At 28.0% G+C, this 15,151-nt stretch carries 15 protein-coding genes; 9 read left to right on the top strand and 6 right to left on the bottom strand.

The genetic code is table 11. The features are described from left to right. Positions 1-107: 107 nt before the first annotated feature. The 4 genes from dusA to OREMA_RS0112750 all read left to right on the top strand — a co-directional run bounded on the left by dusA (position 108) and on the right by OREMA_RS0112750 (position 3,543). Positions 108-1,154, top strand: a complete 1,047-nt coding sequence (dusA, locus tag OREMA_RS0112765; RefSeq protein ID WP_018249655.1) for a tRNA dihydrouridine(20/20a) synthase DusA — start codon at positions 108-110, stop codon at positions 1,152-1,154. Positions 1,155-1,185: 31 nt separating this feature from the next. After that, a complete protein-coding gene (locus OREMA_RS0112760) occupies positions 1,186-1,926 on the top strand; it encodes an NADPH-dependent oxidoreductase (protein ID WP_018249654.1) in 741 nt (246 codons plus the stop codon). A 161-nt stretch (positions 1,927-2,087) separates the two neighbouring features. After that, positions 2,088-3,071: a polysaccharide deacetylase family protein gene (locus OREMA_RS0112755; protein WP_018249653.1), complete on the top strand. Its 984-nt coding sequence runs from the start codon at positions 2,088-2,090 to the stop codon at positions 3,069-3,071. A 58-nt stretch (positions 3,072-3,129) separates the two neighbouring features. Beyond that, positions 3,130-3,543: a GNAT family N-acetyltransferase gene (locus OREMA_RS0112750; protein ID WP_018249652.1), complete on the top strand. Its 414-nt coding sequence runs from the start codon at positions 3,130-3,132 to the stop codon at positions 3,541-3,543. A gap of 89 nt (positions 3,544-3,632) precedes the next feature. Here the strand turns inward: OREMA_RS0112750 and OREMA_RS0112745 are convergent, their stop codons facing one another. Together OREMA_RS0112745 and OREMA_RS17805 are read right to left on the bottom strand one after the other, a co-directional pair. Continuing rightward, the gene (locus tag OREMA_RS0112745) at positions 3,633-3,824 is read right to left on the bottom strand and encodes a DUF3006 domain-containing protein (protein WP_018249651.1); all 192 of its coding nucleotides are present in this window, start codon (positions 3,822-3,824) and stop codon (positions 3,633-3,635) included. A 10-nt stretch (positions 3,825-3,834) separates the two neighbouring features. Beyond that, positions 3,835-5,046, bottom strand: a complete 1,212-nt coding sequence (locus tag OREMA_RS17805; protein ID WP_018249650.1) for an MBL fold metallo-hydrolase — start codon at positions 5,044-5,046, stop codon at positions 3,835-3,837. A 576-nt stretch (positions 5,047-5,622) separates the two neighbouring features. Here OREMA_RS17805 and malQ point away from each other — a divergent pair. After that, complete coding sequence (gene malQ / locus OREMA_RS0112735; RefSeq protein ID WP_018249649.1) at positions 5,623-7,116, top strand: 4-alpha-glucanotransferase; 1,494 nt, start codon at positions 5,623-5,625, stop codon at positions 7,114-7,116. Between the two features lie 89 nt (positions 7,117-7,205). On the opposite strand, the gene OREMA_RS0112730 is transcribed toward malQ, so the two are convergent. From OREMA_RS0112730 to OREMA_RS0112720, 3 genes are all read right to left on the bottom strand, one after another. Further along, positions 7,206-7,400, bottom strand: a complete 195-nt coding sequence (locus tag OREMA_RS0112730; RefSeq protein WP_018249648.1) for a hypothetical protein — start codon at positions 7,398-7,400, stop codon at positions 7,206-7,208. A gap of 185 nt (positions 7,401-7,585) precedes the next feature. After that, on the bottom strand, positions 7,586-7,963 hold the full coding sequence (gene mgsA, locus OREMA_RS0112725) for a methylglyoxal synthase (protein ID WP_018249647.1): 378 nt from the start codon (positions 7,961-7,963) through the stop codon (positions 7,586-7,588). A gap of 111 nt (positions 7,964-8,074) precedes the next feature. Further along, entirely contained in the window at positions 8,075-8,764 is a 690-nt protein-coding gene (locus tag OREMA_RS0112720; RefSeq protein ID WP_018249646.1) for a hypothetical protein, read from the bottom strand. A gap of 351 nt (positions 8,765-9,115) precedes the next feature. Between OREMA_RS0112720 and OREMA_RS0112715 the strand changes: the two genes are divergently transcribed. From OREMA_RS0112715 to OREMA_RS0112705, 3 genes are all read left to right on the top strand, one after another. Further along, complete coding sequence (locus tag OREMA_RS0112715) at positions 9,116-9,283, top strand: small, acid-soluble spore protein, alpha/beta type (protein WP_018249645.1); 168 nt, start codon at positions 9,116-9,118, stop codon at positions 9,281-9,283. A gap of 563 nt (positions 9,284-9,846) precedes the next feature. Then, positions 9,847-10,338 carry a hypothetical protein gene (locus OREMA_RS0112710; RefSeq protein WP_018249644.1) on the top strand — a complete coding sequence of 164 codons (492 nt, stop codon included), beginning with the start codon at positions 9,847-9,849 and terminating at the stop codon, positions 10,336-10,338. A 328-nt stretch (positions 10,339-10,666) separates the two neighbouring features. Further along, complete coding sequence (locus tag OREMA_RS0112705; protein WP_018249643.1) at positions 10,667-12,601, top strand: ankyrin repeat domain-containing protein; 1,935 nt, start codon at positions 10,667-10,669, stop codon at positions 12,599-12,601. 147 nt (positions 12,602-12,748) lie between these two features. On the opposite strand, the gene OREMA_RS0112700 is transcribed toward OREMA_RS0112705, so the two are convergent. After that, a complete protein-coding gene (locus OREMA_RS0112700; RefSeq protein WP_018249642.1) occupies positions 12,749-13,048 on the bottom strand; it encodes a hypothetical protein in 300 nt (99 codons plus the stop codon). A gap of 426 nt (positions 13,049-13,474) precedes the next feature. Between OREMA_RS0112700 and OREMA_RS0112695 the strand changes: the two genes are divergently transcribed. Beyond that, a complete protein-coding gene (locus OREMA_RS0112695; protein WP_018249641.1) occupies positions 13,475-15,079 on the top strand; it encodes a bacteriohemerythrin in 1,605 nt (534 codons plus the stop codon). Positions 15,080-15,151: the final 72 nt, after the last annotated feature.

Genomic DNA, 15,151 nt, shown 5'->3' with positions numbered 1-15,151 from the left:
TTATAGCAAGAAAATTAAGATTTTTAAATAAGGATGGAGCAATAAGTATATTTTTAATCTTATTAGGCAAAGAATAAAGAAGAGATTATATAGGAGGAGAATAACAAATGCCTAAATATATTTCTAAGATAGAAACTCCTAAAGTTAGTATTGCTCCAATGATTGATAGAACTGTAAGAGGTTTTAGATATTTTATTCGTTTAATTACTAAAAGGTCATTATTATATACAGAGATGATTACAACTCATGCTATCCTTCATGGTGATAGAAATAAAATATTAGACTTTGATTTGAGTGAAAGGCCAATTGCTTTACAGATAGCAGGATCTGATCCTAAAGAGATTTATGAAGCAGTAAAAGTAGCTGAAAAGTGGGATTATGATGAGATTAATTTAAATGTAGGATGCCCTTCAAATAGAGTATCAGGACATATGATGGGGGCTGTATTAATGGCATATCCAGAATTGGTAGCTAAGATGGTTAAAGCAATGAGAAGAGCTACTGATAAAGCAGTTACAGTCAAACATAGAATTGGAATTGATGGTACAGGTATTTTACCTAAGGATTTTAAGAAAGTACATTTTGATCAATATAAGGATATGCAAGAATTTATAAAAATAGTAGAAGGTTCAAAAGTTGATCGCTTTACAGTCCATGCCAGAATAGCTATTTTAGCTGGACTTAGTGCTAAAGAGAATAGGAAAATACCACCTTTGCGCTATAATGAGGTCTATAGGTTAAAGAAAGAGTTTCCTCATCTAAAGATTGAGATTAATGGTGGGATTAATACAATTAGAGAAATAGAAGATCACCTGAAATATGTGGATGGGGTAATGTTAGGTCGAGTAGCCTATGATAATCCTTTTATTTTAGCAAAGGTTGACCAATTTTTTGAAAAGGGTAAGATTAATAATATAAGTAGAAGAGAGATAATAGAAGAGATGATTTCTTATGTAGAACAAGTAGAGGCAGAAGATAGGAGTGAATATGAAACATTAAGACATACTTTAGGGCTATTTTATGGAAAAGCAGGAAGTAAGCAATGGAGGCAATTGATCACACCACCGTGGCCCACAGGTTATAGTGGTAAAGATATTTTGGAATATGCATTGGAAGTATTACCAGAGGAATCTTTAGATGAAAGATCTATTTAATATTACTTTTATTTGAGGAAGGAGAATGTAGATGAATAAAATTATAGAGATAATGAAACAACATAGAAGTATCAGAAGTTATTTAGATAAAGATATATCAGATGAGGTTATTGATAATTTGATTGAAGTTGCTCAATCAGCTCCGACATCTATTAATGGGCAACACCCAACTGTAATTGTAGTAAAAGATAAAGAAAAGAAGGAACAATTAGCAGAGTTAGCAGGTGGGCAGCCTTGGATTTCACAAGCCCCAGTATTCTTATTATTTGTTGGTGATTTTTATAAAGCTAAACTTGCAGCTGATAAGGTTGATAAAGAGCTAGTTATCACCGATAGTGTAGAGGCTTCTCTAGTAGCTGCTGTTGATATAGGTTTAGCAATGCAAAATGTAATTACAGCTGCAGAATCTTTAGGTTTAGGTATTGTTCCTATTGGTGGTATTAGACGCAGTCCAGAAGAGATAATCGAACTATTTAACTTGCCAGAATATACTTATCCAATGGTAGGACTAGTAATAGGTCATCCAGCAGACCGATCTAAGCAGAAGCCACGCATGCCTAAAGATGCTTTTAGACATGATGAAGAGTATAATAAAGATAAACTTCCTGCTTTAATAGATCAGTATGATGAAAGAATGTCAACTTATTTAGAGGGGATTGGAAGAGAAGAAGAGAAGAATTGGACATCTTATTTAATGAATTTTTATCAACAAGTATATTTCCCTAAAGTTTATCCAACGATGAAAAAACAAGGATTTAAGAATGAAAGATAGAATACAGAGCAAAATTAAATAATTTTTTAGGAAGACATATTCTAAAGAGAGTATGTCTTTTTTTTGTATAAAAATGATTTTTTGATGCTTCTTGTAGGGAAATAATAAAATATATAGAAAACTAATATGATAGATAATTTTTAAAAATGGAGGAATAAATAATGTTAAAAAAATTCAAAGCACAAATAATATTAGTTTTCTTATTACTCATTTCAGCAAGTAATATTAGTTATGCAGACGGTAATATCTTAGTCTTTCATAGGTTTGATGATCAAAGATATCCATCAACAAGTATTAGTAATAAGAGGCTTAGAGAAATTTTTAATTATTTAAAAGAAAATAATTATGAAGTTGTTGGACTAGAGAAGTTAGTTGATTATATAGAAAAGAAAGATCCTATTCCAGAGAAGACTGTTGCTATAACTATAGATGATGGTTATGAGAGTTTCTATGAAAACGCTTTAGAAATGTTTAAAAATTATAATTATCCTTTTACTATTTTTATCAATACTAAGGCAATTAACTTGGGATATGGTGACTTTTTAACTTGGGAGCAACTTAGGGAAATATCAAAGTATGGAACTATTGCAACACATAGTTATGAACATAAACACTTAACAATGATAAGTATAGAAGATTTAAAGAAAGATATTAAACGAAGTATTTCTGATATAGAAGATAATCTTGGAATAAGACCGATATTTTTTTCTTATCCTTATGGAGAGTATAATACTAAGATAAAAAATACAATAAAGAATATAGGGTTTAAAGCTATTTTTAATCAAAATTTAGGAGCGATTTCAGCAAATAGTGATCTTTATGATATAGATAGAATTGCCATTACTAATGATTCTAATTTAAGTAGAAAGTTAGCTTATAAGTATTTAGATGCTAAATGGTTGAATGTTGATACTATGGTTAAGAATAATAAATTAGGAAAAATTAAAATAAAGCTAGACAGTAATATTCATAAAGCAGAGTTTTATATTTCAGGCTATGGGTGGCAAAAAGTTGATATAACTGATGGATTACTCAGTTTAGATTTTAATAAAAAGTTAAAATATTTTAGAAATAGGTTGTTTTTAAAGACTTATGATAATAAAATTACTTCTAAAATAATCATAGTTGAAGATAATTTTAGATAAAATATTAAATCATTCAAAGCATCAGTCAATCATCTTAAAAATAATAAGAGGTGAATTTATGGAGATCAGAAAAATTCCTGCCAATAAGACTTGGAGTTTGAGACATGAAGTAATGTGGCCCCATAAAGATATAGAGTATGTAAAGTTAGAGAATGATAATGATGGTATTCATTATGGATTATTTATCAAAAATAAATTAATATCTGTAATTTCTTTATTTATAAAAGACAATCAAGCACAATTTAGAAAATTTGCAACTAGAACTGCTAAACAAGGTAGAGGTTATGGAAGTAAATTATTAAACTATATAATAGAAGAAAGTAAGAGTTTAGGATTAGAAAAAATTTGGTGTAATGCAAGAGAAGATAAAGTAGATTTTTATAAAAAATTTGGCTTAATAGAAAGTACTAATAGTTTTAACAGAGGTAAAATAAAGTATATAATTATGGAGAAAACGTTAGTAATTGAGTAGATAACTATAAATTTAAGTTTTTATATAGTATTGTTTTGCAAAATAAAATTCTATTTTTACAGAATAAAAGATAGGGATATCCCTATCTTTTATTTAAAGAGACTATCAGCTAATTCATTTATATCTTCTTTTAATTGGGCAGTGGTTTCTTTATCAATTATGATTTTAATTACATCTCCTTCTTTGGCAGTTGAAGGAAGAGAGTTTTTTGGGATTGAGAAGCTTTGCTCTTGTACTTCAATTATAGCCATATCCCCTTCAAAACGATCAATGATTAACATATTTTACCTCCTAATAGTATTCACTTACTAATTGATTTTTAGAATTATAGAGTTGAGCAAAGTCGCCTTGATTATTCCAAATATACTTTTTAGTCCAAACAATTTGCTCTTTAGCCTTTTTTGCCCTTCTACCACTAACTATTGTTAAATTTTTACCAGGTCTAATTACTGTTCCTTTTGGAAAGATGAATTCTTGTTTACCTCTTAAACTAATTAATTTCCAATTAGATATATCTAATCTTTTATTACTACTATTTTTAATGACAAGTAACTCTTTTTTTAGATCCAGTCTAGTGATTTTCAGTGGTGAATCTATTAATTTAGACTCTTTAGTACTAAGCTCTTTTTTATTAAAGGAGATACTTTTACCATTGCTAATAGCAACAATTGTTCCTTGTTTATCTGTTCTAAATACTTTAATATCCTCTTGTTGAAGCTTTCTCAGAGTAGATTTATTTGGATGACCATATTTGTTATTCTTTCCAACAGATATTACAGCATATTTAGGATTAACTCTTTTTAGAAAGGAACTAGTAGTAGATGAATTGCTCCCATGATGTGCTACTTTTAGTAGATCTGCTTCTAAGTTGTAGTTAGTGTCTAATAGTTCTTTTTCTACTTCAGATTCTGCATCTCCTGTAAATAATATAGATATTTTATCGAAAGTAATTTTAGCAATAACAGAATAATTATTTAGTTCATCATAGTAATTTTTTATGGGGGCAATTATTTTAATATGAAGCTTATTATCATCTAGTAAGCTGATTCCTGTTTTAGCAGCATTAATTTTTAGACCTTTATTTGAAATACTAAGTAATAAATCTTTAAAACTTTGAGAAGTGTGTGATACTTCTGGCATATATATTTTATTTATTTTGAAGTTATTTATTATATTATCCAAGCCTCCAATATGGTCTTCATGGGGGTGAGTAGCAATTAAATAATCAATCTTTTTAATATGTAAATTATTAAGATATCTAATTATTAGAGAAGCATCACTGTTATTTCCACCATCTATAAGTATATTTTGATTATTAGGTAGCTGAATTAAAGTACTATCTGCTTGTCCTACATCAATAAAATGGGCTTTTAATAATTTTTTCTTAATAGTACTTTGATTAAGTAAGTTAGTGTATCTAATATCTTCTTCTGCATAGATATAGTTTAATTGACTGATGAGAAGTAATATTATGAATGAAATTATAAGTTTTTTATTTGTCATATTGTCACCTCTTGTATAATTTAATTTTTATTTAATCTTGAAATTGTTGCTATAAACTTATATAGTAATATCAGGCAAAATTATAATCGTCATTTTACTAGAATTAAGATTATACTCTATATTAATATATAATCTTAATTTTAGTAATTATAAATTATTATAGCAAAATAATTGTATATAATAAATATTTTCGGTAAATTTAATAAATATTTAATAAAAAGATAATAGATTTTTGGGAATAGGCTTTTGTTTTTGAATATACATCTATTTTTCGCAGGAAATTATTCTTTTTTGTCCAATATAAATAAATAACCTTAAAATATTATATGCTTTAAATTTAATCTTAGATAGAATTCTATTGATTAAAATTAGAAAAAATATTTTTTGGTAATTTTGTTAATATAATCAACATATATTAGTTATAGATATAGCCAATTTAATTTAGCTATGAAGTAAGTTTCATAATTAAATATCTTCAAATCAATAGATTATTTTGATATGAGTGCATTATGGAATTTGCTATTATAAAAGATAAACTATTATAATTAGAATTTTTATAGTAATGGAGGGGTTAAAGTGGAATTTAAAAGAAGCAGTGGTATACTATTACATCCTACTTCTTTACCAGGGAAATATGGAATAGGTTCTTTAGGAAAAGAGGTATATGAGTTTATTGATTTTTTAAATGATTCTAAGCAAAGGTTATGGCAGATTTGCCCTTTAGGTCCAACTGGATTTGGAGATTCTCCATACCAATGTTTTTCAGCTTTTGCAGGAAATCCATTGTTAATAGATTTAGAAACTTTAAAAGATGAAGGTTTATTAGTAGAAGAAGAGTTGAATTTAGAAGAAGGTTTTGACCATGATTATGTTGATTATGGTAGAGTAATTAATTTTAAATTTGATCTTTATAGAAGCGCTTTTCAAAGGTTTAACTCTATTGCCTCTGAAGCAGAAAAGAGTAAATTTGAAGCTTATTGTCAAAATAATATAGAATGGCTAGAAGATTACACATTATTTATGGCTTTGAAAGATAATTTTAATGGTAGGCCATGGACTGAATGGGATGAAGAGATTAAATTTAGAGAAGATTCTGCTATGGATAAGTATAAGGAAGAATTAGAAGATACTATAGAATTTCATAAATTTATGCAATATTTATTCTTTAAGCAATGGACAGCAGTTAAGGATTATGCTAATGAAAAGGATATTAAAATAGTTGGTGATATTCCTATTTTTGTAGCTTTTGATAGTGCTGATGCTTGGGCTAATCCAGAGCTATTCTATTTTGATGAAAACTTAAATCCAACTAAAGTTGCAGGAGTACCACCTGATTTCTTTAGTGAAACTGGACAATTATGGGGGAATCCACTTTATAATTGGGATAAATTAAAAGAACGAAATTATGATTGGTGGATTAAGAGATTTGAAGTAATTCTTGATCAGGCTGATATTCTTCGTTTAGATCATTTTAGAGGTTTTGCAGCATATTGGGCAGTTCCTGCAGAAGAAGATACTGCAATCAATGGTCAATGGGAGTCTGGTCCAGGTGCAGATCTATTTAATGTACTTAGAGATAAATTAGGCAAATTACCTATTATCGCTGAAGACTTAGGTATAATTACTGAAGATGTAGAAGAACTAAGAGATCAATTTGAATTTCCAGGAATGAAGATCTTACAATTTGCATTTGAAACTGATGAAAGCAATGAATATTTACCACGTAATTATCCTGAAAATTCTGTAGTTTATACTGGAACTCATGATAATGATACTACTTTAGGATGGTTTTTGAATTCTGATACTAAAGTAAAAGAGAATGTTGAGAAATTTTTAAATATAGAAGCAAGTAATATTTGTTGGGGACTAATAGAAGCAGCTTGGTCATCGGTATCTGTTTTTGCTATTGCACCATTACAAGATGTATTAGAGCTTGGTAGTGAGGCAAGATTCAATACTCCAGGAGCTCCTGCTGGTAACTGGCAGTGGAGGTATAAAAAAGAAATGTTAACTGAGGATGTTAAGAATAAGTTAAAGGAATTAACAGATAAGCATCGTAATATGAATTAATTAGAATCTAAGATCTAATAATTAAAGTATTATTAAAAGAGAGTGGTATTTACCACTCTCTTTTAATATAACAAGCAATTAGATTCGAATTAGCTATATTTATGATGATGCTTTTGAAATATGTCACAATTACCATCTTGCCAATTAACACATAGGTTACATTTAGCTTTCTCTAAAGCCTCTAGATTATTTAAGATAGATGCTCCATAGTTTTGGGCTATAGTTATAGCTTCATACTCTGGACAGTTATCTGCCACAGTTTTAAGTAATTTATCATTATTCATTATTTTTACCTCCTTTATTTTAGAAAACTATCAAAATAAATATTTTCTAATAATTTAGTACTTATACTTGTATAATTAATTTCTCTTAAGAGAAGATATTTTATACAAAATAAAAGGAGGCTATAATTACTAAAATAATAACAATTAAAATAATTAAAAGAGGAGCAATATTGCTCCTCTTTTAATTATTTTAATTGTTGAAAAGATAATAATATTAATTGAGCAGTGGATTTATTTGTAGCTAAGGGTATATCATGAACATCACAGACTCTAAGTAAAGCACTAACATCTGGTTCGTGGGGTTGAGCAGTTAAAGGATCTCTTAAAAATATTACGGCATTTAGATGTCCTGAAGTTACTTGAGCACCAATCTGTTGGTCACCGCCTAGTGGTCCTGAAGCCATTCTAATTACATCTAAATTTGTTTCTTCAATTAATCTCTTTCCAGTAGTTCCTGTAGCAACTAATTCATATTTTTCTAATATTGCTTTATTATCTTGGGCAAAGGAGATTAGATCATCCTTTTTTTGATCATGAGCAATTAGAGCTATTCTTTTAGACATTTTAATTCCTCCTAATATTATTTGATAAATTATAATTTTAGTCTGTATTAAATTTAATAGATATATTTCTTAAAAAGATCGATAATACCTCTTAAAATTATAATAAATTTATTAGAAGGATATTTCAGCGCCCAAGTATAGACCGTTAAAACTTTCATTATAACTGGCTATTTCTTTAACTTGATTATTATCTGTTTTATTATTTGGGTTTGAGTCAGAAGCAAATTTATAGTTTTGATTTAGATAGCCAATTTTAATATCAAAAGTATCTGTTAACTTTCCTTTAACTGATAAATCAATTTTATATCCTGAAAGTCTTCCTTTATAATCTAATGTTTTTGAATTAACATTATATTTACCAAAGGGAGAATAGCTTAGAGAAGCAATAAATGTACTTTTTTCAGATATGATTTGTTCAGTTTTAAGTGTTATAGGTATTGTATAGCCTTCTGCTTTAGCATTGGGTTCAGTTTTGTTTAGCGAATTCAACCCTAAACCAATATAGTTTCTTCCTTGTCCTAATTTTAATTCCTTGTAAGCTGAAAAATCTAAAATATTGTAATTGTTTTTTTGTTTATCTTTGATCTTTTCTCCCATAAATAATTTTAATTCAGATGGTAAAAAGATATTAGCTCCATTATCTTTATAAGTAAAGATTGTAGTATCCAGATTATGTGCATCATTAGTTTTAAATTTTCCTGCTAAGAATTCGAAATCATTATTAAAGTCTTTGGCAAAGGATGTACTAGAAGAAATTACTGTAAATATAAATACCATTACTAAAATTAATTTTTTTCTCATATTTAATTACTCCTTTAACTAATAGTTAAAAATATAAGTTTCTTTATCTATATTATAAAAGAATTAAGTTAATTAATAAATGTTTTATTTATAGTAAGGATGTAATGAATAGGTAATTCAGGTAGTTTAATAAGTAGAAAGTGCTGCTTAATGAGTATAAAGAGACACTTTTAGGTGCTAGGTGATAGGTCATAGGAGTTAGTAAGATCTTTCTATGTCCTATCTCCTAACGCCTAACTCCGAAACTGTAGCTTTATCTATCTTAAACATCAATTTTAAGGTAACTGGTATTATTTTCTGGAATGGATACTGCTATTTTAGCCAATAATATTAATGGAGGTGGAAATCCCAATGGCTCGTATTATGTCAGATAAGACAAAATATGAATTGGCTGAAGAGCTAGGATTTGCTGATAAGGTCAAAGATGGTGATTGGGGTAATATAACCACCAGAGAAGCTGGGTCATTAGTTAAACGAGCAATAGAGAAGGTAGAAGAGAGTATGGCTCAGCAAAAATAATAGAAAGTAGAGGTCTTTTGACCTCTACTTTCTATTTGAAAAATTAAAATGAATTTAAATGGTCATATTTTACAGTTTAATAATTAATATTTTGGTTAAAATATTAATGGAGGTGGTTAGTTTATGCTATCATCACATCAAATACCGAAACAAACTTTTAGGAGTTTCGGGTTGAGATAGTAGATTATAATGAATAGCACATCTTTAACCACCAGATCATTGAGATAAGTTATTAACTCAATGATAAGGCAGCAGGAATGAATTCATTCCTGCTGTTTTTTTATATCTAAATTAAATTTTTAGTTTCATAGAGAGTCTTATGCCAATTTAATTTAGTAGTTCTATCCAGCTTAGTAGAAGTACTAAATCATAAGCTATAAATGATGAAGGAGGAACCAAAGAATGGGCCTTCGTACTGGATCAACCTTGCGTCATTAAAAGTTGAGGTCTAATATTAGAGCTATTTGAATAGCGGGTAAAAATAAAATTATATATTTTATTAGTTGTGTATACTTTTGATTTACTTTAAATATATATTTTATATAAAGAGAGGAGGATGGTAGATGAAATTATGTGATGATTGTATTAATATCCTATCATCGGAATTATCACAAAGGTCTATTGATACTTTGAATAAGTCTTTAAATTTATTTACTAGTGGAGAGCCTATAACGGCTAAAGAGATTTGGCAAGTTGCTAAAATTAGTAAATATCATATGGAAGAAGTATTAAATGAATTAGAAGAGAATATGTTCATAAAATCTTCTCAAGCAGGAAGAAGAGTCTTTTATGAGTTAACTGAAAATGGTAAGAGATTATTGGAGTTGGAATTAGAGGATAACTTTATAAAAGAAGATGCTATAGATGATCAGATTGAAGAAGTAAATAACAAGGTAGATTCTTTAGGAGAAGATTTAGATAAAGATCATAAGGAAGATTTATCTAATGATAATATCGAAGAAGTTGATGGAGAAAAGTCAGAAGTAAACAGTGTTAAGGAAGATAAAGCTGAGAAAAAAGATTCTAAGAATATTGTATGGGATTTAAAATTTTAATGGACCAAATTTGGTCCATTTTTTATTTGTCATATTTAATATATATTTAGCTATATATTTCCAATCTTAGAATGAAATTTAAATATGTCCTTGCAGAATAGTAATGTGACATTCTAACCAGTAAATAATTTAACTTGTTATTGTCACTTTAGAATTTAATATTTCTCAGTAATTTATAGATTAATATCAAAAAAAGAAGGATATATATAAATAGATTTAGAATATAAAGATAAAAAAGGTAATAATTATAAGCTCAGTAGTTTTAAATAATTTTTAGTTTTAAAATATAAACTTATTGCTGACAATTAATGTTAGAAAGGGGAGAGTAATGAAGTATAATTGGAAGCTTATTTTACTAATAGCAGTGATATTTCTATCATTATTACCACTGAAGGTATTGGCTAGTGACACTCCACAAATAATACAAGAAGTTAGAAATGGTAATATAAAGAAAATTAAATCTTTAGAATATAATCAAGATAAGATCAACATTAAAGATGAAAATGGAAAAACTCCTTTAATTCATGCAGCTTATATGGGAAATATAGAGCTAGTTAAATTCTTAATAAATCAAGGAGCAAAGATTGATATTAAAGATAAACACGGTTGGACAGCCTTACGTTGGGCTGTTTATAAAGGTCATCTGAAGATATGTGATTTTTTAGTGAAAAATGGTGCTGATGTTAATTTGAGAGATAATAAGGGAAGGACAAGCTTAACTTGGGCTGCTTATCGTGGTTATTTAAGTATAGTTAAACTTTTAATTAATAATGGAGCCGAGATTAATTCTACAGGAATATATGGATCTACTCCCTTTTTTGAAGCAGTAAGTGAAGGAAACTTAGATGTGATTAAGTTTTTATTAGAGAAAGGAGCCAAGATAAACAAAACAGCTAAATATAAGAGGCTTCCTATAATAGAAGCAATTGATAAGAATAATTTAGAAATAGTAAGTTTTCTGATAGAAGAAGGGGCAGATATTAATATTAAATCTGATTATGGTGGGACTGCTTTGATGAAGGCAGCTTATGAAGGGCAATTAGAAATTGTAAAGCTACTATTAGATAGAGGAGCAATGGTTAATCAGATAGCTGATTATGGTGGAAACGCTTTGATGGAAGCAATTTCTGGGGATAATTTAGATGTTGTTAAACTACTTTTAGAGTATGGTAGTCAGGTTAATATTAAAACTGTTAATGAGAGTACACCATTAATTTTAGCTGCTAGAATAGGTAATTTAGAAATAATTGATTTATTAATAAAGCATAAAGCAGAAGTTAATGCGATAGACATTTATGGTGGAACACCATTGATTTATGCAGCAGCTAATGGCTATCTTGATGTTGTTAAATTTATTATTCAGCATGGGGGAAGCTATAATAAAAGAGATACTTATGGAAGACCTCCTTTATTAGAAGCTGCTAAAAAAGGATATTTACAAGTTGTAGACTTATTGATTAGAAAAGGTGCTAAAGTAAATGTTAGGGACCAGCAAGATAAGACAGCGTTGATTTATGCAGCAATTAATAATTATCCTAAATTGTTAAAATTATTATTAGACCATGGAGCTAAGACAGAACTTAGAGATTCAGAGGGGAATACTTCATTAATTTGGGCAGCTAGTAAAGGTAATTTTGATATAGTGAAGTTGCTAATTAATTTAGAAGCCGAAATTAATATACAGAATAATGATGGTATTACACCATTAATAGCTGCTATTAAAGCTGATAGCTTGGATATAGTTAAATTTTTAGTTGATAATGGGGCAAAGATTGATATTAATACCGATAAGGGAGTAACTCCTTTGATGGTTGCTGCTCAAGTAGGAAATAAAGATATAGCTAGCTATTTATTAAGGCTAGGTTTAGATATAAATAAAATTGATAGCTATAATAAAACACCATTAAAGTATGCTATAGATAGTCAAGAGTTGGGATTGCTTGAACTGTTAATTCAAAAGGGGGCAGATATTAATCAAAATCAAAAAGGTAGTAGCCCTTTAATGTATGCTATCAGAAGAGATAATATTAAGGTTGTTAAATTATTATTAGAAAAAGGAGTAAATGTTAATCAAAGGGAAGAGAGTGGTTTTACCCCCCTAATGTATGCTTCCTATAAAGGTAATAATAAGATATTAAAGTTATTAATAGAATATGGTGGAGATATTAACCTTAGAGATGAGAATAATTGGACTGCTTTAGAATGGGCAGATATTAAAGGATATGATAAGATTAAGAATTATTTGAGGAAAATAATGAAGTAAAATTTGAATAGCTAGCATTATTAAGAGTTTATATAGTGATTATAAGGCTTTTAAATAACAAAGGGATATATCCCTTTGTTATTTATTAAATTTTATAGCTTAAATTAGCCTTGGTTCAAATATTAGAAAGAATAGGATTAAAAATGATTAATGCCAAAGTTTGATGGTTTCTTCATCGCTTAACTTTATCACTTCATGATCTTCTATTTGTTTATAGAGTTTTGCATAAACTTTCACAGAATCATTCAAACTTAAGCCTTGTAATTCAATACTACTTAATAATTCATCTAAGATAAGGTTATGATTTTCATAAACCCCTAAGACCATCTCTATTACCTTGTCAATATCTTTTTCTAAGATAATATCAGGGTGAATGATAAGTTGTATATCTTGAAATTCATTTAGTGTATTATCTACTACTTGTTCCATTTCTTTAATTCCTCTCATAGATATTCCCCCTTAATATATTTGTCTTTATTAAGAGGGTTTACAATTTAATTATTTTTTATCAGAATAGATATAGTGGAATTTTATCAATTAACATCAATTTAAAGCTTTATTGTAACTAAGAGTATTAAAATACATAATATTTCTTATTTATTAGATTTTATGAATTGATTTTTCATTGAAAAAAGGTATTATTTTAAATTTATTGAACTATATTATATAATTATTTTGTATATATAATGTTTTGAAATTACACAAAAAATATATTGCTATCAATTTAATATTAACTTTAGTAATAAATTATAGTAAAGTATATGAGTAGATTTAATGGTATGAGTCTTAGATATAAAATTAAATTAAAAAATTAACTTTAGCAAAGATAATAAAATATAGATATAGAAGTATTTGAAAAAAGGAGAGATTAAAATGTCTAAAGAAAGTAGAACAGATAAGAATTATTCTAAGAAGTTAGGACTGAAATTTGCTATAGGAGCTATTATATCAGCTTTACTTAGTATTCCTTTTAGTAATTTTCTGAATGGGATTATAACAAAATATCTTTATAATGGTGATAAAACTATATATTTAAATAAAATAGTTGAATATTTAATTTTATTAATTTTAATTGAAATAGTATTGAATCTGCTTGTTACTAAAAGAATTGAAAAGATTAGTAATTCGGTAGAAAGAATTAGGATAAACAGATTAGAGCCTGAGAATATCAAATTAGGTATTAATGATGAAATTGATAATTTATATAAAGAAGTTGTTAATGTTAATACTGATATAGTATCTGACCTAGATAATACGATCAAAGAGATAAAAAAAGAGATAGATAATCTATCTATTTATAGTAATGAATTATCGGCATCTTCTAAAGAAGGAAATGAAACTATTGAAGAGACCCATGAGCTTGTAGAAAATATTATGGCTAATATTCAAGAAATATCAGCAAGTGCCGAAGAGGTTACAGGCTTTGCTGAAGAATCAACAGCTCAAACACAATTAGGAAGAGATAATATAGAAAAAACAATTAGTAGTATTCAAGAAATTAATCGACTAGTAGATGAAACTGTAGAGATAATTAAAGAGTTAAATAATAATTCACAACAGATTGGAGAGATTATAGAGTTGATCACTAATATTGCTGATCAAACTAATCTATTAGCATTAAATGCATCTATAGAGGCAGCAAGAGCTGGAGAACATGGGCATGGTTTTGCTGTAGTAGCTGAAGAGATTAGACAATTATCTGAAGAGACAGCTAGTGCTACTAGTGATATAATCAAAATTGTTAAAGAAACTCAATCAAAATCGACTCAAGGTTTGAATTCTATTGAACGAGTTGAAGCTAAGGCAAAAGAAGGGAAAGTAATTGCTGAAAATACAGATCGTGTATTTTTTGAGATAGAAGAGTCTAGCCAAGAAACAGCTTTAATGATTGAACAGACAGCTAATGCTGCCCAAGATTTAGCTGATAATAGTGATAAATTAGTAGAAGAGTCCCAAATTATTTCGAGAATATTTGGTGTGGTATCAACATCTTCTGAAGAATTAGCTCAGATGAGCCATAAAGTAAATAATTTAGTAAATAAGTCAGATTTTAATCAAGACGAAGCTGATAAATTAGGTTTAGTAGAATGGGATGATAGCTATTCAGTTGGAGTAGATATAATAGATCAACAACATAAAGAATTATTTAATAGAGTTAATAATTTGATTATGTCTAATAGATTAAATAAAGGTAAGAAGGAAATTGGCAAAACATTAGATTTTTTGGCTGATTATACGGTTAAACATTTTGAGGATGAAGAGAAGTTACAGAAAGAATCTGCTTATCCTAATTATGATGCTCATAAAGAAATACATGATAATTTTGTACAGGATGTTTTAGATTTTAAAGAGAAATTTGATCATGATAAAATAGATACAGCCACAATGATGGATTTTAATAAGACTATAACTAGATGGTTAGTACAACATGTTAAAGGAATAGATCAAAAACTTGGAGAACATATTAAAACTAGTTAATTGTTAAAAGAGAGTTGCTTAGCAACTCTCTTTTTGATTATTGATAGAAAATAAAGGTATAGCTTTATATTT

This window comes from Orenia marismortui DSM 5156, from assembly GCF_000379025.1.
Classification (GTDB): domain Bacteria; phylum Bacillota; class Halanaerobiia; order Halobacteroidales; family Halobacteroidaceae; genus Orenia; species Orenia marismortui.
The sequence above is the reverse complement of the archived record's forward strand: the minus strand, read 5'-3'. Positions and strand labels throughout refer to the sequence as shown.